20 protein-coding genes are annotated in these 21,686 nt (G+C 72.5%); 15 read left to right on the top strand and 5 right to left on the bottom strand.

Annotation, left to right across the window (positions count from 1 at the left end; genetic code table 11):
* Window positions 1-21 precede the first annotated feature (21 nt).
* The 9 genes from uvrC (at window position 22) to AC1DQC_RS05385 (ending at window position 9,071) form a co-directional block, all read left to right on the top strand.
* Complete coding sequence (gene uvrC, locus AC1DQC_RS05425; protein WP_477050198.1) at window positions 22-2,037, top strand: excinuclease ABC subunit UvrC; 2,016 nt, start codon at window positions 22-24, stop codon at window positions 2,035-2,037.
* Window positions 2,034-2,978: an RNase adapter RapZ gene (rapZ, locus tag AC1DQC_RS05420; protein ID WP_477050197.1), complete on the top strand. Its 945-nt coding sequence runs from the start codon at window positions 2,034-2,036 to the stop codon at window positions 2,976-2,978. Before uvrC ends, rapZ begins: the two co-directional genes overlap by 4 nt.
* Window positions 2,975-3,952: a gluconeogenesis factor YvcK family protein gene (locus AC1DQC_RS05415; RefSeq protein ID WP_477050196.1), complete on the top strand. Its 978-nt coding sequence runs from the start codon at window positions 2,975-2,977 to the stop codon at window positions 3,950-3,952. The genes rapZ and AC1DQC_RS05415 overlap by 4 nt, the downstream gene beginning before the upstream one ends.
* 49 nt (window positions 3,953-4,001) lie before the next feature.
* Window positions 4,002-4,982 (top strand): DNA-binding protein WhiA, encoded by a 981-nt coding sequence (whiA, locus tag AC1DQC_RS05410; RefSeq protein WP_477050195.1) that lies wholly within the window; start codon window positions 4,002-4,004, stop codon window positions 4,980-4,982.
* A gap of 213 nt (window positions 4,983-5,195) precedes the next feature.
* A complete protein-coding gene (gene gap, locus AC1DQC_RS05405; protein WP_477050194.1) occupies window positions 5,196-6,200 on the top strand; it encodes a type I glyceraldehyde-3-phosphate dehydrogenase in 1,005 nt (334 codons plus the stop codon).
* Between the two features lie 117 nt (window positions 6,201-6,317).
* Complete coding sequence (locus AC1DQC_RS05400; RefSeq protein WP_477050193.1) at window positions 6,318-7,517, top strand: phosphoglycerate kinase; 1,200 nt, start codon at window positions 6,318-6,320, stop codon at window positions 7,515-7,517.
* A 2-nt stretch (window positions 7,518-7,519) separates the two neighbouring features.
* Window positions 7,520-8,314: a triose-phosphate isomerase gene (gene tpiA / locus AC1DQC_RS05395; protein ID WP_477050192.1), complete on the top strand. Its 795-nt coding sequence runs from the start codon at window positions 7,520-7,522 to the stop codon at window positions 8,312-8,314.
* A 155-nt stretch (window positions 8,315-8,469) separates the two neighbouring features.
* On the top strand, window positions 8,470-8,712 hold the full coding sequence (secG, locus tag AC1DQC_RS05390; protein ID WP_477050191.1) for a preprotein translocase subunit SecG: 243 nt from the start codon (window positions 8,470-8,472) through the stop codon (window positions 8,710-8,712).
* A gap of 11 nt (window positions 8,713-8,723) precedes the next feature.
* A complete protein-coding gene (locus AC1DQC_RS05385) occupies window positions 8,724-9,071 on the top strand; it encodes an RNA polymerase-binding protein RbpA (protein WP_370503994.1) in 348 nt (115 codons plus the stop codon).
* Window positions 9,072-9,128: 57 nt separating this feature from the next.
* Here AC1DQC_RS05385 and pgl read toward each other — a convergent pair whose 3' ends face one another.
* The 5 genes from pgl to tkt form a co-directional block, all read right to left on the bottom strand.
* The gene (pgl, locus tag AC1DQC_RS05380) at window positions 9,129-10,577 is read right to left on the bottom strand and encodes a 6-phosphogluconolactonase (protein WP_477050190.1); all 1,449 of its coding nucleotides are present in this window, start codon (window positions 10,575-10,577) and stop codon (window positions 9,129-9,131) included.
* Window positions 10,574-11,491, bottom strand: a complete 918-nt coding sequence (locus AC1DQC_RS05375; RefSeq protein ID WP_477050189.1) for a glucose-6-phosphate dehydrogenase assembly protein OpcA — start codon at window positions 11,489-11,491, stop codon at window positions 10,574-10,576. The genes pgl and AC1DQC_RS05375 overlap by 4 nt, the downstream gene beginning before the upstream one ends.
* Complete coding sequence (gene zwf / locus AC1DQC_RS05370; protein ID WP_477050188.1) at window positions 11,488-13,029, bottom strand: glucose-6-phosphate dehydrogenase; 1,542 nt, start codon at window positions 13,027-13,029, stop codon at window positions 11,488-11,490. The genes AC1DQC_RS05375 and zwf overlap by 4 nt, the downstream gene beginning before the upstream one ends.
* Window positions 13,026-14,168: a transaldolase gene (gene tal, locus AC1DQC_RS05365; RefSeq protein WP_477050187.1), complete on the bottom strand. Its 1,143-nt coding sequence runs from the start codon at window positions 14,166-14,168 to the stop codon at window positions 13,026-13,028. The genes zwf and tal overlap by 4 nt, the downstream gene beginning before the upstream one ends.
* Window positions 14,169-14,229: 61 nt before the next feature.
* Entirely contained in the window at window positions 14,230-16,404 is a 2,175-nt protein-coding gene (tkt, locus tag AC1DQC_RS05360) for a transketolase (protein ID WP_477050186.1), read from the bottom strand.
* 311 nt (window positions 16,405-16,715) lie between these two features.
* On the opposite strand from tkt, the gene AC1DQC_RS05355 reads away from it, so the two are divergent.
* The 6 genes from AC1DQC_RS05355 to AC1DQC_RS05330 all read left to right on the top strand — a co-directional run.
* Window positions 16,716-17,708 (top strand): heme o synthase, encoded by a 993-nt coding sequence (locus AC1DQC_RS05355; protein ID WP_477050185.1) that lies wholly within the window; start codon window positions 16,716-16,718, stop codon window positions 17,706-17,708.
* A 10-nt stretch (window positions 17,709-17,718) separates the two neighbouring features.
* The gene (locus tag AC1DQC_RS05350) at window positions 17,719-18,660 is read left to right on the top strand and encodes a site-specific tyrosine recombinase XerD (RefSeq protein ID WP_477050184.1); all 942 of its coding nucleotides are present in this window, start codon (window positions 17,719-17,721) and stop codon (window positions 18,658-18,660) included.
* Between the two features lie 115 nt (window positions 18,661-18,775).
* Complete coding sequence (locus AC1DQC_RS05345) at window positions 18,776-19,591, top strand: ParA family protein (protein WP_477050299.1); 816 nt, start codon at window positions 18,776-18,778, stop codon at window positions 19,589-19,591.
* A complete protein-coding gene (locus AC1DQC_RS05340) occupies window positions 19,575-20,477 on the top strand; it encodes a segregation and condensation protein A (protein ID WP_477050298.1) in 903 nt (300 codons plus the stop codon). The genes AC1DQC_RS05345 and AC1DQC_RS05340 overlap by 17 nt, the downstream gene beginning before the upstream one ends.
* Window positions 20,474-21,166: an SMC-Scp complex subunit ScpB gene (gene scpB, locus AC1DQC_RS05335; protein WP_477050183.1), complete on the top strand. Its 693-nt coding sequence runs from the start codon at window positions 20,474-20,476 to the stop codon at window positions 21,164-21,166. The genes AC1DQC_RS05340 and scpB overlap by 4 nt, the downstream gene beginning before the upstream one ends.
* Window positions 21,163-21,686 (top strand): hypothetical protein (locus AC1DQC_RS05330; protein ID WP_477050182.1); only part of this gene is annotated, 524 nt, incomplete at its 3' end. The genes scpB and AC1DQC_RS05330, both read left to right, overlap by 4 nt.

Here is a 21,686-nt window from a genome sequence, read left to right as displayed (position 1 = left end):
GCGCGAACTAGGCTCGAACGCATGGCTGATCCCGCCACGTACCGCCCCGCGCCGGGGGAGATCCCGGACTCGCCGGGGGTCTACCGCTTCCGCGACGAGCACGGCCGCGTCATCTACGTCGGCAAGGCCAAGAGCCTGCGCTCACGGCTGTCCAGCTACTTCCAGGACCTCTCGGGCCTGCACCAGCGCACCCGGCAGATGGTCACCACGGCGGCCTCGGTGCAGTGGACCGTGGTGGGCACGGAGGTCGAGGCGCTCGCGCTCGAGTACTCCTGGATCAAGGAGTTCGACCCGCGCTTCAACGTGAAGTACCGGGACGACAAGTCGTACCCGTACCTCGCGGTCACCATGGCCGACGAGTTCCCGCGCATCCAGGTCATGCGCGGCGCCAAGCGCAAGGGCACGCGGTACTTCGGGCCATACGCGCACGCGTGGGCGATCCGCGAGACCGTCGACCTGCTGCTGCGGGTGTTCCCGGTCCGCACGTGCTCGGCGGGCGTGTTCAAGCGCGCACGCCAGCAGGGCCGACCGTGCCTGCTGGGCTACATCGACAAGTGCTCGGCGCCCTGCGTCGGGCGCATCTCGCCCGACGACCACCACCAGCTCGCCCAGGACTTCTGCGACTTCATGGCGGGCGACACGGCCAAGTTCACGCGGCGGCTGACGGCGCGCATGAAGGAGGCGTCGGCCGAGCTGGAGTTCGAGCGGGCCGCGCGGCTGCGCGACGACATCGCGACGCTCGAGCGGGCCACCGAGAAGAACGCGGTGGTGCTGGCCGACGGCACGGACGCGGACATCTTCGCGCTGTCCGGCGACGAGCTGGAGGCGGCCGTCCAGGTGTTCCACGTGCGCGACGGACGCATCCGCGGCCAGCGCGGGTGGGTCGTCGAGAAGGTCGAGGACGTGACCGACGGCGAGCTGGTCGAGCACCTGCTCCAGCAGATCTACGGCAACGAGGCGTCCGGTGACGGAGACCCGGGGTCGTCGGCGGTCCCGCGCGAGGTCCTCGTCCCGGTGCTGCCGCCGGACGTCGACCAGGTGCAGGCGTGGCTCACCGGGCTGCGCGGCAGCAAGGTCTCGGTCCGGGTGCCGCAGCGCGGCGACAAGCGCGAGCTGGCGGAGACCGTGCACCGCAACGCCGAGCACGCGCTCGTGCTGCACCGCACCCGCCGTGCCGGCGACCTGACCACCCGCAGCCAGGCGCTGCAGGAGATCCAGGAGGCGCTGGACCTCCCGTCGGCCCCGCTGCGCATCGAGTGCTACGACGTCTCGCACAACCAGGGGACGTACCAGTCGGCGTCCATGGTGGTGTTCGAGGACGGGCTCGCGCGCAAGAGCGAGTACCGCCTGTTCACCGTCCGCGGGCCGGAGGGGCAGGGCGCGCGCGACGACACGGCGGCGATGCACGAGGTCATCACGCGGCGGTTCCGGCGGTACCTGGCGGACCGCGCCGACGCGCGGGACGTCGAGCTGGGCACCGGCGAGGACGACGACGACCAGCCGCTGCGCTCGGGACCCATTGACGAGGTCACCGGCAAGCMGGTCCGCTTCGCGTACCCGCCGAACCTCGTCGTCGTCGATGGCGGGCCACCGCAGGTCGCGGCCGCGGCCGCGGCCATGGCGGAGCTCGGCATCGACGACGTCGCCCTCGTCGGGCTCGCCAAGCGCCTGGAGGAGGTCTGGCTGCCGGGGGAGGAGTATCCGGTGATCCTGCAGCGCAGCTCCGAGGGGCTCTACCTGCTCCAGCGGCTGCGCGACGAGGCGCACCGGTTCGCCATCACCGCCCACCGCAAGCGTCGCAGCAAGGGCATGACGGCGTCGGTGCTCGACGGCGTGCCCGGCCTCGGCCCGGCGCGGCAGGCGGCGCTGCTGCGGCACTTCGGCTCGGTGAAGCGCCTGCGGGCCGCCTCCGTCGAGGAGATCGCGTCGGTGCAGGGCATGGGGGACCGGACCGCGGCGGCGGTCGTCGCGGCGCTGGCCGCTCCGGGTGTGGCGGCGGCCGCGGCGAGCGAGCCGGCTGGCATGCTGGACGCATGAGCGACGAGCCCTCGCCGATCACGGTGCCCGCCGGGATCCCCGCCCTCGAGGCGGCCACCGCGGCGCCCCACCTGAGCCAGCCGCAGGTCCTGATCATCACCGGCATGTCCGGCGCGGGCCGCACGCGGGCGGCCGCGGTGCTCGAGGACCTCGACTGGTACGTCATCGACAACCTGCCGGCCCAGATGCTCACGCACCTGGTCGGGATGCTCACCAGCGGGCCGGCCGGCGCCGGTGCGCAACGCCTCGCGGCGGTCATCGACGTGCGCGGGCGGGAGTTCTTCCGCGACCTGTCGCCGGTGCTGCAGGGGCTGCGCGAGTCCGGGGTCGAGTACCGGATCCTGTTCCTCGACGCCTCGGACGAGGTGCTGGTGCGGCGGTTCGAGCAGGTCCGGCGCCCGCACCCGCTGCAGGGCCAGGGCCGCATCCTCGACGGCATCGCGGAGGAGCGCGCGGTGCTGGCCGACCTGCGCGAGCGCGCCGACACGGTCATCGACACCTCCGAGCTCAACGTGCACGACCTCGCGCGGGAGGTCCGCGCCGTCGTCGCCAACGGTGCCGAGGACGCGCTGCGCATCTCGGTCGTGTCGTTCGGCTTCAAGTACGGGATCCCGCTCGACGCCGACCACGTGGTGGACATGCGGTTCCTGGCCAACCCGTACTGGATCACCGAGCTCCGCCACCTCACGGGCCGGGACGCGCCCGTGCGCGACTACGTGCTCGGCCTGCCCGGCGCCGTGACGTTCATCGAGCGCTACGTCGACGCGCTCGAGCCGGTGCTGGCGGGGTACCTCAACGAGGAGAAGCGCTACGTGACCATCGCGGTCGGCTGCACGGGCGGCAAGCACCGCTCGGTGGCCGTCAGCGAGGCCATCGCCTCGAGGTTGCGGGAGCGGGGACACCTGGTCGCCGTCTCCGCCCGCGACCTCGGCAAGGAATGAGGGCGGCCGCGCCGGCCGTCGTCGCTCTGGGTGGTGGGCACGGCCTGTCGGCGTCGCTGTCGGCCCTCCGGCTGATGACCGACCGGATCACGGCCGTGGTCACGGTCGCGGACGACGGCGGATCCTCCGGCCGGCTGCGCGACGAGCTCGGCGTCCTCCCGCCCGGTGACCTCCGGATGGCCCTCGCCGCGCTGTGCGACGACTCCGACTGGGGCCGGACCTGGCGCGACCTGCTGCAGCACCGGTTCCGCTCGTCGGGGGACCTGGACCAGCACGCGGTCGGGAACCTGCTCATCGTGGCGCTCTGGGAGCTGCTGGGCGACACCGTCCAGGGCCTCGACTGGGTGGGCAAGCTGCTCGGTGCCCGGGGACGGGTGCTGCCGATGGCGTCGGTGCCGCTGCTCATCGAGGCCGACGTCGTCGACGCCGGCGGGGCCACGACCCTGGTCGTCGGGCAGAGCGCCGTGGCGGTCACCACCGGCACCATCACGCAGGTACGGCTGGAACCGGCCGACCCGCCTGCGTGCCCGGAGGCGGTGGCGGCGATCGAGGCGGCGGACTGGGTCGTGCTCGGACCGGGCTCCTGGTACACGTCCGTCCTCCCGCACCTGCTGGTGCCGGGCCTGCGCGACGCGCTGGGCCGGACGAGTGCACGCACGATCGTCACGCTGAACCTGGCGTCGGGTGAATCAGGCGAGACCGCCGGGATGAGTGCCGACCAGTACCTCGACGTGCTCCGGGTGCACGCGCCGGAGCTCCGGGTGGACGCCGTCGTCGCGGACCCGTCGGCCGTCGAGGACGTCGCGGCGCTCGCCGCGCGGAGCGCGGACCTGGGGGCACGTCTCCTGCTGCGGCAGGTGAGCCGCGGCGACGGCACGCCGCGGCACGACCCGTTGCGGCTCGCAGGGGCCTACTCGGACGTGCTGGACGGCTTCCTCGGGGACGTCGGGACCCGCGAGAACCCACCCGAGTAGGTGACGGGAGCGGTCCCGGGCAGGTGTCCTGCAATGGCAGGATGCAGCCATGGCGTTGACGGCACAGGTGAAGGACGAGCTCGCCCGTCTGAAGGTGGACAAGACGTCCTCACGGAAGGCCGAGGTCTCGGCCACCCTGAGGTTCGCCGGGGGCTTGCACATCATCTCGGGTCGGATCGTCATCGAGGCGGAGCTGGACACGGGCATGGCGGCCCGTCGTCTGCGACAGGCGATCGCCGAGGTGTACGGGCACGAGAGCGAGATCATCGTCGTCTCGGGCGGCGGTCTGCGCCGCGGCAGCCGGTACGTGGTCCGCGTGGTCAAGGACGGCGAGTCGCTGGCCCGGCAGACGGGCCTGCTGGACAACCGGGGCCGTCCGGTCCGCGGGCTCCCGCCGCAGGTCGTGTCCGCCGGCGTCGCCGAGGCCGAGTCGGCCTGGCGTGGCGCGTTCCTCGCGCACGGCTCGCTCACGGAGCCGGGTCGGTCGTCGGCGCTCGAGGTCACGTGCCCCGGTCCGGAGGCGGCGCTCGCGCTCGTCGGGGCCGCACGCCGCCTGGGCATCGCCGCCAAGGCGCGCGAGGTGCGGGGCATCGACCGCGTCGTCATCCGGGACGGGGACGCCATCAGCGCGATGCTCACCCGGCTCGGGGCGCACGAGACGGTCCTGGTCTGGGAGGAGCGCCGCGTCCGTCGCGAGGTCCGCGGMACCGCCAACCGGCTCGCCAACTTCGACGACGCCAACCTGCGCCGCTCGGCGCGCGCCGCGGTCGCTGCGGGCGCACGCGTCGAGCGTGCCTTCGAGATCCTCGGCGACGAGCTGCCGGAGCACCTGCGGGAGGCCGGCGAGCTGCGCCTCGCGCACAAGGAGGCGTCGCTGGAGGAGCTGGGCAAGCTGGCCGTCCCCACGCTCACCAAGGACGCTGTCGCCGGCCGCATCCGGCGCCTGCTGGCCACCGCGGACAAGCGCGCCGCGGAGCTGGGGATCCCGGACACGGAAGCGGGCCTCAGCCCCGACCTGCTGGATCTCTGAGCGGCGTCCCGGGGAGTCTCACCAGGGACCTACGTCGCGGCGTGAGCCCGGTCACCTGGTATAGGGTCGTGTCATCCGAACGTCACACGACGGTCACGTGCTGGGCATGTGGAGCAGCACGAGCCGTAGGCGTCCGGAGCGCACAGCGGCGTGCGTGACCCCATCACCAAAATGTGTGCGCCGGCCCCCCGTCGGCGCTGCCGAGGAGGGCAAGTGACCATCCGCGTCGGTATCAACGGCTTCGGCCGTATCGGGCGTAACTTCTACCGGGCGATCATCGCGTCCGGTGCCGACATCGAGATCGTCGGCGTGAACGACCTCACGGACAACAAGACGCTCGCGCACCTGCTGAAGTACGACACGGTGCTCGGCCGCTTCCCGCTGAGCGTCGACTTCGACGACGAGAACATCATCGTGGACGGCAAGAAGATCCGCGCCCTCGCCGAGCGTGACCCCGCCAGCCTCCCCTGGAAGGAGCTGGGCGCGGACATCGTCATCGAGTCGACCGGCTTCTTCACGGACGCGACCAAGGCGAAGGCGCACCTCGAGGCCGGTGCCAAGAAGGTCATCATCTCCGCCCCGGCGAAGAACGAGGACGGCACGTTCGTCGTCGGCGTGAACCACGAGCAGTACGACGCCGCGACGCAGCACATCATCTCGAACGCGTCGTGCACGACGAACTGCCTGGCCCCCGTGGCCAAGGCGCTCAACGACTCGATCGGCATCGAGCGCGGTCTCATGACCACGATCCACGCCTACACCGGTGACCAGAACCTGCAGGACGGTCCCCACAAGGACCTGCGTCGCGCCCGCGCCGCCGCGCAGAACATCGTCCCGACGTCGACCGGTGCGGCCAAGGCCGTGGCGCTCGTGCTGCCGGAGCTCAAGGGCAAGCTCGACGGCTTCGCGCTCCGCGTCCCCGTCATCACGGGCTCGGCCACGGACCTGACCTTCACCGCCTCGCGCGAGGTCACGGTCGAGGAGGTCAACGCCGCGGTCAAGGCCGCCGCCGAGGGCCCCCTCAAGGGCATCCTCGAGTACGTCGAGGACGAGATCGTGTCGAGCGACATCGTCACGAACCCGCACCAGAGCATCTTCGACTCGAAGCTCACCAAGGTGAGCGGCGACCTGGTCAAGATCATCGCCTGGTACGACAACGAGTGGGGCTACTCGAACAGCCTCGTCGCGCTCACCTCGTACGTCGGCGAGCGTCTCTGACGGTCCTGTCGCACCTGTAGTGACGGTCATGCGTCCGCGTGCGCCCCGGCCCTTCCGGCCCCGGCGCACGCGGACGCTGCCGTGTCCGGCCCTGCTCCAGTCAAGGGAAGAAGACGTATGAAGACCATCGAGGACCTCGGCGACCTGCGCGGCAAGCGCGTGCTCGTCCGCTCCGACTTCAACGTGCCGCTCGACGGCACGACCATCACCGACGACGGCCGCGTCCGCGCCGCCCTCCCGACGCTCCAGGCGCTGCTCGCCGCCGGGGCACGGGTCGTCGTGATGGCCCACCTCGGCCGCCCGAAGGGTGCGCCGGAGGACAAGTACTCGCTCAAGCCCGTCGCGGACCGGCTGTCCGAGCTGCTGGGCCAGCCCGTCGCCCTGGCAACCGACGTCGTCGGCGACTCCGCGAAGGCCACCGTCGCGGCCCTGCAGGACGGCGAGATCGCCCTGCTCGAGAACATCCGGTTCGACCCGCGCGAGACGTCCAAGGTCGACGCCGAGCGCGCCGAGCTGGCGGGGGAGCTCGCCGGCCTCGCCGACGTCTTCGTCTCCGACGGCTTCGGCGTCGTGCACCGCAAGCAGGCGTCCGTCTACGACGTCGCGCTGGTGCTCCCGCACGCCGTCGGCAAGCTCGTCCTCAAGGAGGTCGCGTCGCTGCGCAAGGCGACCGACGACCCCGAGCGGCCGTACGTCGTCGTGCTCGGCGGGTCGAAGGTGTCGGACAAGCTCGGCGTCATCGCCAACCTGCTGACCAAGGCGGACCGCCTGCTCATCGGCGGCGGGATGCTCTTCACGTTCCTCGCTGCCAAGGGCTACTCGGTGGGCAACTCGCTGCTCGAGGCGGACCAGATCGACACGGTCAAGGGCTACCTGGCGCAGGCCGAGGAGGCCGGCGTCGAGATCGTGCTGCCGACGGACATCGTCGTGGCCGACGAGTTCAAGGCCGACTCCCCGGCGCAGGTCGTCGCGGCCGACGCCATCCCCGACGGCAAGATCGGGCTCGACATCGGCCCCGACTCGAGCCGGCTCTTCGCCAGCAAGATCGTCGACGCCAAGACCGTGGTCTGGAACGGCCCGGCCGGCGTGTTCGAGTTCGAGGCGTTCTCGGGCGGCACGCGCGCCGTCGCGCAGGCGCTCATCGAGGCGGGCGCCAACGGCGGCTTCACCATCGTCGGCGGTGGCGACTCCGCCGCGGCCGTGCGCACGCTCGGCTTCGACGAGGCCGGGTTCGGACACATCTCGACCGGTGGTGGCGCGAGCCTCGAGTTCCTCGAGGGCAAGACGCTCCCCGGCATCGCCGTTCTGGAGGACTGATCGTGGCGACTCGCACCCCGCTCATGGCGGGCAACTGGAAGATGAACCTGGACCACCACCAGGCCACGCACACCGTGCAGAAGCTCGCGTGGACGCTCAAGGACGCACGGCACGACTTCGGCAAGGTCGAGGTGTGCGTGCTGCCGCCGTTCACCGACCTGCGCAGCGTGCAGACGCTCGTCGACGCCGACAAGCTCGAGCTCGTCTACGGCGCGCAGGACGTCTCGGCGCACACGTCGGGGGCGTACACGGGCGAGATCTCGCCGCTGTTCCTGGCCAAGCTCGGCGTCACGTACGTCGCGATCGGCCACTCGGAGCGCCGCGAGTACCACAACGAGTCCGACGAGCTGATCAACGCCAAGGTCAAGTCCGCGCTCGGCGCGGGCCTGGTCCCCATCCTGTGCGTCGGTGAGGTCCTCGAGGTCCGCAAGGCCGGCGAGCACGTCCCGCACACGCTCGCGCAGCTGGACGGCGCCCTGGCGGGCCTCACGGCCGAGCAGGTCGCCACGCTCGTCGTCGCCTACGAGCCCGTCTGGGCCATCGGCACCGGCGAGACGGCGACGCCCGAGGACGCGCAGGAGCTCGCCGCTGCCATCCGCACGCGCATCGGCGAGCTGTACGACGCCGCGACGGCCGACGCGGTCCGCGTGCTCTACGGCGGCTCGGTGAAGTCGTCGAACGTCGCCTCGATCATGGCCAAGCCCGACGTCGACGGCGCGCTCGTCGGCGGCGCGAGCCTGGACCCCGAGGAGTTCGCGGCGATCGCGCGCTACCAGTCGCACGCGGTCGGCCTCTAGCCGGCACGGGTGGGTCCCGGGGAGCTCCTGGGACCCACCTGGGCGCGGTGGTGGCTTATCGCCCCACTCGTCGCCTACCCTGTACCGCGGTCCACCGCAGCGCCGCTGGCTCCACCGCCGACGACGTGCCCGCCCAGTAAGGAACTGACACCGACGTGACTGGCCTTCGTATCGCCCTCGAGGTGCTGCTGGTGCTGACCAGCCTCCTGCTCATCCCGCTCGTCCTGCTGCACAAGGGCAAGGGCGGTGGCCTGTCGGACATGTTCGGTGGCGGCATCACGAGCAGCGCGGGCAGCTCGGGCGTGGCGGAGCGGAACCTGAACCGCATCACGATCGGCACCGCCCTCGTGTGGACGGCGATCATCATCCTGCTCGGTCTCCTCGAGCGCACGGTCTGAGGCGGTAGACGATGGCGAGCGGGAGTGCGATCAGGGGGTCGCGAGTCGGCGCCGGCCCGATGGGCGAGGCCGAGCGCGGGGACACCGCTCCACGGATCTGGGTGTCGTACTGGTGCGCCAACGGCCACGAGACACGCCCCAGCTTCGCCGAGGAGGCGGCGCTCGACGCCCCGGTGACGTGGGACTGCCCCCGCTGCGGGTTCCCCGCCGGGCAGGACCAGGAGAACCCTCCGTCGCCGTCCAAGAACGAGCCGTACAAGACGCACCTCGCCTACGTGAAGGAGCGGCGGTCCGACGAGGACGGCGCCGCGATCCTCGACGAGGCGCTCGCCGCCCTGCGCGCCAAGCGCGGCGGCTGACACCGCACTGACGACGAAGGGCCCCCGATTCGGGGGCCCTTCGTCGTCGTGGGGGAGTCAGTCGAGGACGCGGAGGAGCGCGAAGCCGTCGTAGCCCTTGGCGCCCACCGTCTGGATCACCGTGCTGTCGTAGCGCGGGTGGTCGGTGAGCAGCTCGACCATGGCGCGGACGCCCTGGACGCGCTCGTCGGAGTGCTCGGGGTCGACCACGGCTCCGCCGCGCACCACGTTGTCGACGACGACGACCGAGCCCGGGTGCGTGAGGGACAGCGTCTGCTCGAGGTAGCGCGGGATCGACTGCTTGTCGGCATCGATGAACACGAGGTCGAACGGCTCGGTCCCGTCGGCGATCAGCCGGTCGAGCGTGTCGGCCGCGGGACCCACCAGCACCTCGACGAGCTCGTCGACGCCCGCGCGCGTGAGGGACTCCGTCGCCACCCGCGCGTGCTCCGGCTCGAGCTCGAGGGTGGTCAGGTGCCCGTCGGCGGGCAGGGCGCGGGCGAGCCACAGGGTGCTGTAGCCGCCCAGGGTGCCGATCTCGAGGATGCGGCGGGCGCCCGCGGTCTGGGCCAGCAGGTGCAGGAACTTGCCCTGGTTGGGGGCCACGGCGATGTCCGGCAGCCCGCCGGCCGACGCCGAGTGCCGGGTGTCCACCAGCGCGACGTCCTCGGGGACGAGCGCGCCGAGGTAGTGGTCGACCCGGGTCCACAGGTCGGCCTGGGACTCGACCGGTGCCGGGAACGCCGAGGCGGTGGTCGAGAGGGCGGCGGAGGTGCCCAGGCCTTCGGTCGCGGCGATGTCGACCAGCCAGAGCGTGCGCTCGGTGCCGAGCGCGCCGGACGCGGGGGTCGTCTCCACCGGCGCCCCACGCAGGGCCGAGGCGACGGCGGCGGCCTTCTCCGCGCCGGCCGCGACGACCCAGACCTCGCGCGCGGCCTGGATGGCGTCGTAGGTCAGCGAGACGCGCTCCGGCGGCGGCTTGGGGGAGCCGTGCACGCCGACGGTGGGCCGACCGGTGACCGACAGGGCCTCGTGGCCGGGGAACAGCGACGCGACGTGCCCGTCGGGTCCCATGCCGAGCAGCAGCACGTCGAAGGCCGGCGACCCGGCCTCGGCGAAGGTCCGCGCGTACGCGTCGGCCGAGGCCTCGGGCGTCGGCACCTCGTCGGACTGGGCCGGGACGGCGTGCACGTTCTCCACCGGCAGGGCGTCGCCCAGCGCGTCGATCAGGGCGTCCCGCGCCTGGGTCTCGTTGCGGTCGGGATCCCCGTCGGGCAGGAAGCGCTCGTCGCCCCACCACAGGTGCACGCCGGACCAGTCGACGGCGTCGCGCACCGGGCTGGCCGCGACGGCCTTGAGGGACGCGATGCCGACCGTGCCGCCGGTGAGCACCACGTGGACCGGCGAGCGGTGCGACTGCACGTCGACCAGGTGCGTGAGCAGCCGCGCCGCGACGGACTCGGCGAGCACCCGGGAGTCCGGATGGACGACGACGTCGCGGGTCATGCGTCGATCCTCGCGAGACCCTTCTGCAGCACCTCGCCGTAGACCTCGTCCGCGTCGAGCCGCCGCAGCTCCTCCGCCAGGCACTCGCGCAGCTGGCGGATGGGCAGGGCGATCCGGTGCTCGGGCTGGTCGGGCTGCCGCAGCGCGGCGGTCTTGCCGTCGGGCCGGTCGAGCACGATGTCGCCCGACGAGCGCTCGAGCCGCACCTGCGTGATCGCGGGCGCGTCCTTGATGCGCTCGATCTCGACGGGGATCTTGAGCGCGTAGGCCAGCCACGCGGCCATCAGGTCGACCGACGGGTGCGTGCTCTCGCCGACGACCACGGCCTTGTGCACCGGCTCGTACGGCGGCTGGTCGAGCGTCGCGGCGATGAGCCCGCGCCACAGGGTCGCCCGGGTCCACGCCAGGTCCGTGTTGCCGTCGACGTGGGACGCGGCGAGCTTGCGCAGCGCCGCGTTCGGGCGCGCGACCTGGGTCGAGTCGGTGATGCGGCGGGTCGCCATGCGCCCGAGCTGCGCCTCGGCGACGTTCTCGGGGATCTCGTAGGGCCACCAGGTGACGATGGGGGTGTCGGGGAGCAGCAGCGGGATGACGAGCGTGTCGAGGTGCCGCTCGAGCTGCCCGGACGGGCGCAGCACCAGCACCTCGCTCGCACCGGCGTCGCCGCCGAGGCGGATCTGTGCGTCCAGCGTGGACGTCCGCTCCTTGGTGTCGTTCGCGATGACGATGACGCGGCACGGGTGCTCGCGGCTGGCGTCGTTCGCGGCGTCGATCGCCTCGTCGGGATCGTGGTCGCCCACCGGGATGATCAGGGTCAGCACCCGCCCGAGGGCGATCGCACCGCCCTCGTCGCGCTCCTTGAGCAGGCGCTTGTTGATGTCCCGCGTGGTCGTGTCGGGCATCTCGATGATCATGGCCGCCTCCAGACGCGCCCGTCGCGGGCCATCATCTTGTCCGCCGACTCCGGGCCCCACGTGCCCGAGCGGTACTCCTCCGGCTTGCCCTTGCCGGCCCAGTACGACGTGACCGGGTCGAGCACCTGCCAGGACAGCTCGACCTCCTCGTGCCGCGGGAACAGCGGCGGGTCGCCCAGGAGGACGTCGAGGATGAGGCGCTCGTAGGCCTCGGGGGAGGACTCGGTGAACGCGTGGCCGTAGCCGAAGTCCATCGTGACGTCGCGGACCTCCATGGCCGTGCCGGGCACCTTGGCGCCGAACCGCAGCGTCACGCCCTCGTCGGGCTGCACGCGGATGACCAGGGCGTTCTTGCCCAGCTCCTCCGTGGCCGTCGACTCGAACGGCAGGTGGGGCGCGCGCTTGAAGACGACAGCGATCTCGGTGACCCGTCGGCCCAGCCGCTTGCCGGTGCGCAGGTAGAACGGCACCCCGGCCCAGCGGCGGTTGTCGATGTCGACCCGGATGGCGGCGAACGTCTCGGTGGTGGAGTTCGGGTTGAACCCCTCCTCCTCGAGGTAGCCGACGACCTTCTCGCCGCCCTGCCAGCCCGCCGCGTACTGCCCGCGGGCCGTGTGCTTGCCCAGGTCGCGAGGGAGCTTGACGGCCGAGAGGACCTTGATCTTCTCCGCGGTCAGGCTCTTCGCCTCGAACGACGCGGGCTCCTCCATCGCCGTGAGCGCGAGCAGCTGCAGCAGGTGGTTCTGGATGACGTCACGCGCCGCGCCGATGCCGTCGTAGTACCCCGCGCGGCCGCCGATGCCGATGTCCTCGGCCATGGTGATCTGGACGTGGTCGACGTAGTTCGCGTTCCAGATGGGCTCGTACAGCTGGTTGGCGAAGCGGAGCGCGAGCAGGTTCTGCACCGTCTCCTTGCCGAGGTAGTGGTCGATCCGGAAGATGTCGTCGGGCCGGAAGACGTCCGACACGATCTCGTTGAGCTCGCGCGCGCTGGCGAGGTCGTGGCCGAACGGCTTCTCGATGACGACGCGGCGCCAGGTGCCCTCCTCGGGCTGCGACAGCCCGGACCGGGCCAGCTGCTTGCAGACGACCGGGAACGAGCTGGGCGGGATCGACAGGTAGAACGCGTGGTTGCCGCCCGTGCCGCGGGACACGTCGAGCTCCTCGACGGTGTCGCGCAGCCGGTCGAACGCGTCGTCGTCGTCAAAGGTGCCCTGGACGAACCGGATGCCCTCCGACAGCTGGCGCCACGTGGCCTCCCGGAACGGCGTCCGGGCGTGCTCCTTGACCGAGTCGTGCACGATCTCGGCGAAGTCCTGCGTCGCCCAGTCGCGCCGGGCGAAGCCGGTGAGCGCGAAGCCGGGCGGGAGAAGGCCGCGGTTGGTGAGGTCGTAGACCGCCGGCATGAGCTTCTTGCGCGCGAGGTCGCCCGTGACCCCGAAGATCACGAGCCCGCAGGGGCCGGCGATCCGGGGGAGGCGGCGGTCGCGGGGGTCCCGGAGCGGGTTCTGGCCGGGCCCGACCTTGTTCGGACTCACCTGGCGTCCCCGGACGTGACCTGCTCGGCGGCGCCGGCGAGGCCGTCGGAGACGGTGGTCAGCAGCTCACCCCAGCTCGCGGTGAACTTGTCCACGCCCTCGACCTCCAGCTGCTCCGTGACCTCGTCGATGTCGATGCCGAGGTCGCGCAGGCCGGCGATCACGGCCTCCGACTCGGCCCGGGTCCCCGTCACGGTGTCGTGGGCGTCGCCGCCGTGGTCCGCGACCGCGTCCAGCGTCTTCTCCGGCATCGTGTTGACCACGCCGGCCACGACGAGCTCGTCGACGTAGAGCGTGTCGGGGTAGGCGGGGTCCTTGACGCCCGTGGACGCCCAGAGGGGGCGCTGCGGGTGGGCGCCGGCTGCGGCGAGCGCCGTCCAGCGCTCGTCGGCGACGACCTCCTGGTACAGCCCGTACGCGAGGCGGGCGTTGGCGGTGGCCGCCTTGCCGCGCAGCGCCGCCGCCTCGGGGGTGCCGATCTTGTCGAGCAGCGGGTCGATCGCCGTGTCCACGCGCGACACGAAGAACGAGGCGACGGAGGCGATGGGCGCGAGGTCGTGCCCGTTGGCCTTCGCCTTCTCCAGGCCGCTCTCGAACGCGTCGAGGACCGCGCCGTAGCGCTCGAGCGAGAAGATCAGCGTGACGTTGACGCTGATGCCCTCGGCGAGCACGGCCGTGATCGCCGGGAGGCCCTCGCGGGTGGCCGGGATCTTGATGAAGACGTTCGGGCGGTCCACCGTCGACCAGAGTGACTTGGCGGAGGCGATCGTGGCCTCGGTGTCCTTGGCGAGCCGCGGGTCCACCTCGATGGACACGCGTCCGTCCACGCCGTCGGTGGCGTCGTACACGGGGCGGAGCACGTCCGCCGCCTGGCGCACGTCGTCCGTCGTGATCCGGAACACCGCCGCGTCGACGTCGGCGCCGTCCGCGGCCAGCTCCCGGAGCTGCTCGTCGTAGGCGTCGCCCTTCGCGAGCGCGCTCGCGAAGATCGACGGGTTGGTGGTCACGCCGACGACGCCCTTGTCGGCGACCAGCTGGGCGAGGTTCCCCGTGCGCAGCCGCTCGCGCGAGAGGTCGTCCAGCCAGATCGCGACGCCGGCGTCCGCCAGCCGTGCCAGGGGGGTGCTGCTCGGTGCCATGGTCGATCCCCTTCTCCCGCACGCCGCCCCGGTCTGCCCGGGGCGGCGTGACCGTTCAGACTCAGACCTGCTGGTCGCCCGTCAGACCAGCGTTGTTCGGCAGGCCCGCGGTGGTCGCCGGTCCGGCGCCGCCGCGTGCGGCCGCGATGGACTCGTGCGCCGCCGCGACGACCGCCTCGGGCGTGAACCCGAACTCGCGGAACAGCGTCTTGTCGTCGGCGGACGCCCCGTAGTGCTCGATCGAGACCGAGCGGCCGGCGTCGCCGACGATCTTGTGCCACGACAGCGCGATGCCGGCCTCGACGGAGACCCGGGCCTTCACCGACGAGGGCAGCACCGACTGGCGGTAGTCCTCGTCCTGCTCGGCGAACCACTCGAGGGAGGGCGCCGACACGACGCGCGTGGCCACCCCGGCGGCCTCGAGCGTCGTCCGCGCCTCCACGGCCAGCTGGACCTCGGAGCCCGTGCCGATGAGGATCACGTCCGGCGTGCCGCTGCTCGCCTCCAGCAGCACGTAGGCGCCCTTCGCGACACCGTCGGTCGTCGCGAAGCCCTCCTCGCCGCGCGGGAACGTCGGGACGTTCTGGCGCGTGAGGACGAGGGCGACCGGCCCGGTCGTGTGCTCGATGGTCGCGGCCCACGCCGCCGCCGTCTCGTTGGCGTCGGCCGGGCGGACCACGGTGAGACCGGGGATCGCGCGGACGGCGGCCAGGTGCTCGATCGGCTGGTGCGTCGGACCGTCCTCGCCGAGCCCGATGGAGTCGTGCGTCCACACGTAGACCGCGGGCACCCCCATGAGCGACGCGAGGCGGACCGAGCCGCGCATGTAGTCGCTGAACGTGAAGAACGTGCCGCCGTAGGGCCGGGTCAGGCCGTGCAGCCGGATGCCCGACAGGATCGCGCCCATCGCGTGCTCGCGGATGCCGAAGTGCAGCGTGCGGCCGAACTCGTCGCCCGCGAACTCGTGGGTCGAGCGCTTCGCGGGGATGAAGGACGGCTCGCCCTTCATCGTCGTGTTGTTGGAGCCGGCAAGGTCGGCGGAGCCGCCCCACAGCTCGGGCAGCACGGGCGCCAGCGCGCTGAGCACCTCGCCGGAGGCCGCGCGGGTGGCGACCGCCTTGCCGGCGGGGAACACGGGCAGCGCGTCCCTCCAGCCGTCGGGCAGCTTGCCGGCGACGAGGCGGTCGAGCAGGGCCGCGTTGTCGGGGTTGGCGGCGCGCCACGCGTCGAACGCGGCCTGCCAGTCGGCCTTCGCCGGTGCCGTGCGGTCGGACAGGCCGCGGGTGTGCGCGAGGACCTCGGGGTCGACCTCGAACGTCTTCTCGGGGTCGAAACCGAGGAGCTCCTTGAGGCCCTTGATCGCCTCGCCGCCCAGCTTCGAGCCGTGCGAGGAGTGGTCGTTGGTCTTCGTCGGCGTCGGCCAGGCGATGAGCGTGCGCAGGCCGATGAACGACGGGCGGTCGGTCACGGCCTTGGCCGCCTCGATCGCGGCGTGCAGGGCGTCGACGTCCTCGCGGTACCCGTCGGGCCCGCCGGTCCAGTCGACGAACTGGACGTGCCAGCCGTACGCCTCGTAGCGCGCGACGACGTCCTCGGTGAAGGCGATCTCGGTGTCGCCCTCGATCGAGATGTGGTTGTCGTCCCACAGCACGATGAGGTTGCCGAGCTCCTGCGTGCCCGCGATCGACGACGCCTCGGAGGTGACGCCCTCCTGCAGGTCGCCGTCGGAGGCGATGACGTAGACGAAGTGGTCGAACGGGCTGGTGCCCGGCGCGGCCTCGGGGTCGAGGAGCCCGCGCTCCCGGCGCGACGCCATGGCGAAGCCGACCGCCGACGCGAGGCCCTGGCCCAGCGGGCCGGTCGTGATCTCGACGCCCGTCGTGTGCTTGTACTCCGGGTGCCCCGGGGTCTTGGAGCCCCAGGTGCGCAGCGCCTCCAGGTCCTCGATCTCGAGGCCAAAGCCCGCGAGGTACAGCTGGATGTACTGCGTCAGGCTGGAGTGACCCGCGGACAGGACGAACCGGTCCCGGCCGAGCCAGTGCGGGTCTTTCGGGTCGTGCCGGAGCACGTTCTGGTAGAGCAGGTAGGCGGCGGGAGCCAGGCTGATCGCCGTCCCGGGGTGGCCGTTGCCGACCTTCTCGACCGCGTCGGCGGCCAGGACACGCACCGTGTCCACCGCCCGCAGGTCGAGGTCCGTCCATCCGACCGTCTCGGCCAGGGGAGCCTTCGCGTTCACCGCACCTCATTCCCACCCGCGCCGTCGGCCGGGTGTCGTGTCGGACGAGATCGAGCACCCACTGCGGGATGCCGGGCAGGTGGGACGTCACGCCGTCTCGGCGGTCGTCGGACCGTGCCTTCCGACCCTATAGCGCACCCAGGCACCACCGCCGGGCGTGACCACCAGGAGGCCGAGCGACAGATCTCACACAGTCCCCGCGCCGTTCCGGGGCCCGCGTCGCGCCCGGGCGCAGGTGCAGGCCGTAGCATGGCTGCGCGACCTTGACCCTCTCGGAACCCTTGTCGGATTCAGGAACGGAACCGCAGCGCGTGCGCCTCAGCAGCCCCCTGTCAGTCGAAGACGCCGGAGCGTCCTCCGCGTCGACCCCGACAGCCGCTGCTCCGCCGGCTCCGGCGCCTCCGCGGAGCGCGTGGGCGCGTCTCCGCGGCACGGTCGGCCCGTACATCGCCCTGACGAAGCCGCGCGTCATCGAGCTGCTGCTGGTCACCACGCTGCCGACGATGATCCTGGCGCAGGGCGGGTTCCCGAGCTTCGGCCTGGTCGTCGCGACCCTCGTCGGAGGAGCGGCCGCCGCCGGCTCCGCCAACGTCCTGAACTGCTATCTCGACCGCGACATCGACAAGATCATGAACCGCACCAAGCGGCGCCCGATCGTCACCGGCGAGGTGTCCCCGCGGGCGGCCCTGGTGTTCGGGCTGGCGCTCGGCGTCGCGTCGCTGGCGTGGCTCGCCATCATGGTGAACCCGGCGTCCGCCTGGCTGACCGCGATCGCGATCCTCATCTACGTCGTCGGCTACACCATGATCCTCAAGCGCCGCACGCCGCAGAACATCGTGTGGGGCGGCGCGGCCGGCTGCATGCCGGTCCTCATCGGCTGGTCTGCGGTCACGGGCGGCGTCTCGTGGACGGCGGCGCTGCTGTTCGGCGTCATCTTCTTCTGGACACCGCCGCACTACTGGCCGCTGTCGATGAAGTTCCGGCGCGACTACGCGGCCGCGGGCGTGCCGATGCTTCCCGTCGTCGCCAAGGACACCAAGGTCGCGCGCGAGATGATCGCGTACACGGTGGCGATGATCGCGTGCTCGCTGCTCCTGGTCCCCGTGCAGGGCATGACCTGGGTGTACGGCGTCGTCGCGCTGGCCCTCGGCGCCTGGTTCCTCTGGTCGTGCATCGGCCTGCTGCGGCGGGCGGAGCACCCGGAGGCGGGCAAGCTCAAGGCGATGAGCGTCTTCCACGCGTCGATCACGTACCTCACGCTGCTGTCCGTCGCGATCGCGGTGGACGTGTTCCTGCCGTTCTGATGAGCGGGCGATGACTGGCACGGTGATCGACGAGGCGCTGGAGGTCTACCTCGCGCACCTGACCGTCGAGCGCGGGCTGTCCACCAACACGCTGCTCGCCTACCGCCGCGACCTCGCGCGGTACACGGCCTTCCTGCTCGGGCGGGGCCGCACGACGCCCGTCGAGGTCGACGAGCAKGACGTCGAGGACTTCCTGCTGGCGGTGCGCACGGGATCGGACGGGCGCAGCGCTCTGTCGGCGTCGTCGGCGGCGCGCATCGTGGTCGCCGTCCGKGGCTGGCACAAGTTCCTGCTCCTGGACGGGATGACCAGCCTCGACCCGGCCAGCACGGTCAAGCCCCCGGCCCAGCCGAAGCGGCTGCCGAAGGCGATCTCCGTGGACGACGTGGAACGGCTGCTGGACGCGGCCGGTCTGGGCGACGGCTGCGTCCCGCTGCGCGACCGGGCGCTGCTCGAGCTCGTGTACGGCACCGGCGCGCGCATCTCGGAGGCGGTCGGGCTGGACGTCGACGACCTGGACCGCACCCCCGGTCGGGCCGCCGTGCGGCTGTTCGGCAAGGGCAGCAAGGAGCGCGTGGTGCCGCTCGGGTCGTTCGCGCTGGAGGCCCTCGAGGCGTACCTGGTGCGGGGACGCCCGGCCCTGGCGGTGGGCAGCAAGGGCGGCTCGCCCGGCATCTTCCTCAACACGCGCGGGGCCCGGCTCAGCCGGCAGAGCGCGTGGGCCGTGCTGCGCGTCGCGGCGGAGCGCGCCGGCCTGGCCGGCGCCGAGCACATCTCGCCGCACACGCTCCGGCACTCGTTCGCCACCCACCTGCTGGCCGGCGGCGCGGACGTCCGGGTGGTGCAGGAGCTGCTCGGGCACGCGTCGGTCACGACGACGCAGATCTACACGATGGTCACGCCCGACACGCTGCGCGAGGTCTACGCCGCGGCCCACCCGCGGGCGCGATGAGCGTCACGCCCGCCTCGGTCTGTCGCGCGGTCATCGGGCCGCGCGCTCCGGTAGGTTGTCCCGCGTGGTGAGCCAGCAGACGACCGACCCGCAGCTCGACGCCGTCGGGCGGCCGATGCCCGTGTTCCCCGAGCCCCCGCCGCTCGCCTCCCACGGTCCTGCCCGCGTCATCGCGCTGTGCAACCAGAAGGGCGGCGTCGGCAAGACGACGACCACCATCAACCTGGCCGCCGCGCTCGCCGAGTACGGGCGCAAGGTGCTCATCGTCGACTTCGACCCGCAGGGTGCCGCCTCGGTGGGCCTGGGGATCAGCCCGCACGAGCTGGACCGCACCGTCTACAACCTGCTCATGGAGCGGGACGCGGACATCCGGTCGCTGATCCAGCAGACCGCGACCCCGGGTCTGGACCTGCTGCCCGCGAACATCGACCTGTCCGCGGCCGAGGTGCAGCTGGTGGGCGAGGTCGCCCGCGAGTCGGTGCTGTCCCGGACCCTGCGCCCGATCCTCGACGACTACGACGTCGTGATGATCGACTGCCAGCCGTCGCTCGGCCTGCTCACGGTCAACGCGCTCACGGCAGCGCACGGCGTGCTGATCCCGCTCGAGTGCGAGTTCTTCGCGCTGCGCGGCGTCGCTCTGCTGGTGGAGACCATCGAGAAGGTGCGGGACCGGCTGAACCCGCGGCTCGAGGTCGACGGCATCCTGGCGACCATGTACGACCCCCGCACGCTGCACGCCCGCGAGGTCGTCGCGCGCGTCAGCGAGGCGTTCGGGGACACGCTGCTGCACACGGTGATCAGCCGGACGGTGAAGTTCCCCGACGCCACGGTCGCGGCCGAGCCCATCACCACCTACGCCCCGACGCACGCCGGTGCGGCGGCCTACCGTCAGCTGGCTCGTGAGCTCGTCGCTCGTGGCGACGCCGCCTGACCGGCGCGCGGTCCCGCCCGAGCAGCCCGTCTCGACGCCCGCGCCCGTCGGCACCCAGGCCTTCGAGGTCCACCTCACCAACTTCAGCGGCCCGTTCGACCTGCTGCTGGGCCTGATCGCGAAGCACAAGCTCGACATCACCGAGGTCGCGCTCGCGCAGGTCACCGACGAGTTCATCGCGCACATCCGCGCCGCGGAGAAGGAGTGGGACCTCGGCCAGGCGAGCGAGTTCCTCGTCATCGCCGCGACCTTGCTCGACATGAAGGCCGCCCGGCTGCTGCCGTCGGCCGACGTCGAGGACGCCGAGGACCTCGAGCTGCTGGAGGCGCGGGACCTGCTGTTCGCGCGCCTGCTGCAGTACCGCGCCTACAAGCTGGTGGCGGCGGACCTGGCCGAGCGGTTCGCCACCGAGGGCCGCCGGTTCCCGCGCCTGGTGACGCTCGAGCCGCACCTGGCCGCGCTGCTGCCCGAGCTGGTCTGGCAGATCGGCCCCGAGCAGCTGGCGATGCTGGCGGCCAAGGCCGCGATGCCCCGGGCCGCCCCCGCCGGCGTCGACATCAGCCACCTGCACGCCCCAGCCGTGAGCGTCCGGGAGCAGGCCGCCGTCCTCGTGGACCGGCTGCGTCACGTGGGCTCGATGTCGTTCCGCGCCCTGACCGCGGACGCGGACGCGACCATCGTCGTCGTCGCCCGGTTCCTCGCCCTGCTCGAGCTGTTCCGGGAAGGTGCGGTCGCGTTCGACCAGGTCACGCCCCTCGGCGAGCTGACCGTGCGATGGACCGGCGCCGAGGACGGCGAGGTCGAGGTGAGCGACGACTTCGACACGCTGGACACCACGCTGGACGCCGAGCTGGCCCGTGACGGGTCGGCCGAGGAGGACGCATGACGGACGACGCAGTGCCCGAGCAGTCGACGCCCGACGAGGCTCTGGCTGACGCGGCCGATGAGCTGGCGGTGGGGGAGTCGGCCGCGGCCGACGAGCTGGCCTTCGACGTCGACGACCTGCCCGGCGGTGCGCTGGCCGCGCTCGAGGCGGTGCTCATGGTCGCGGACGAGCCGATCCCCGCCGTCCGGCTRGCGACCGTCCTCGCGCTGCCGACGGCGCGCGTCGAGGCGCTGCTCGACGAGCTCGCCGCCGAGTACCGCGGCGACCTGGGTGGCCGCCCGCGAGGGTTCGAGGTGCGGCGCGCGGGGGAGGGCTGGCGGATCTACTCGGCGCCGGTCTACGCCGACGTCGTCGGGCGCTTCGTCCTCGACGGGCAGACGGCCCGGCTCACCCAGGCGGCGCTCGAGACGCTCGCGGTGATCGCGTACCGCCAGCCGGTGACGCGCGGCCAGGTGTCGGCGGTCCGTGGCGTCAACGTCGACGGCGTCGTGCGCACCCTGACGACGCGCGGGCTCGTCGCCGAGGTGGGGACCGATCCGTCGAGCGGTGCCGTCCTCTACCAGACCACGGGATACTTCTTGGAGCGGATGGGGCTGTCCAGCCTGGACGAGATGCCCCCGCTCGCGCCCTACCTGCCGGACATCGACTCCTTCGAGGGTGTCGACCAGGCGATCGGAGACAACAGATGAGCCCGCAGGAACGACGAACAGGCGGCTCCGGCTCGTCCGGCGGACAGTCGGGTTCGCGCGGAGGATCTGGCGCGCCCCGCTCCGGTGCACCCCGCGGCAGCGGCGGATCCGGCGCGAGCCGCGGCGGCAGCGCAGGCGGGAACCGCGGCGGCAGCGCGGGCGGGTCCGGCGGGTACCGCGGCGGCTCCGGTGGGTCGGGCAGCACGTCGGGCGGCGGCGGGTACCGCGGCGCCGGCGGCGGCGAGGGCTACCGCGGCAGCACGGGCGGCGGCGACGGGTACCGCAGCAGCGGTGGCGGCAGCGGGTACCGCGGTGGCTCCGGCGGCGGCGACTCGCGCGGTGGCAGCGGCGGGTACCGCGGCGGTTCCGGCGGCGGCGACTCGCGCGACAGCGGCGGGTACCGCGGCGGTTCCRGCGGCGGCGATTCCCGCGACAGCGGCGGCTACCGCGGAGGGTCCGGCACCGGGGGCGCGCCGCGCGGCGGCGGCTCGACGGGTGGYGCCTCGCGCGGCACGACCGG

The sequence above is a fragment of the Cellulomonas sp. P4_H12 genome, from assembly GCF_056400905.1.
Note: the sequence above shows the minus strand (reverse complement) of the source record. Positions and strands in the feature narration are given on the sequence as shown.

Bases quoted from the DNA above. Each gene is read 5' to 3' on its own strand.
- rapZ (WP_477050197.1), top strand. From the start codon at position 2,034: ATGAGCGACGAGCCCTCGCCGATCACGGTGCCCGCCGGGATCCCCGCC.
- AC1DQC_RS05415 (WP_477050196.1), top strand. From the start codon at position 2,975: ATGAGGGCGGCCGCGCCGGCCGTCGTCGCTCTGGGTGGTGGGCACGGC.
- AC1DQC_RS05400 (WP_477050193.1), top strand. From the start codon at position 6,318: ATGAAGACCATCGAGGACCTCGGCGACCTGCGCGGCAAGCGCGTGCTC.
- AC1DQC_RS05385 (WP_370503994.1), top strand. From the start codon at position 8,724: ATGGCGAGCGGGAGTGCGATCAGGGGGTCGCGAGTCGGCGCCGGCCCG.
- pgl (WP_477050190.1), bottom strand. From the start codon at position 10,577: ATGACCCGCGACGTCGTCGTCCATCCGGACTCCCGGGTGCTCGCCGAG.
- AC1DQC_RS05375 (WP_477050189.1), bottom strand. From the start codon at position 11,491: ATGATCATCGAGATGCCCGACACGACCACGCGGGACATCAACAAGCGC.
- tal (WP_477050187.1), bottom strand. From the start codon at position 14,168: ATGGCACCGAGCAGCACCCCCCTGGCACGGCTGGCGGACGCCGGCGTC.
- AC1DQC_RS05345 (WP_477050299.1), top strand. From the start codon at position 18,776: ATGCCCGTGTTCCCCGAGCCCCCGCCGCTCGCCTCCCACGGTCCTGCC.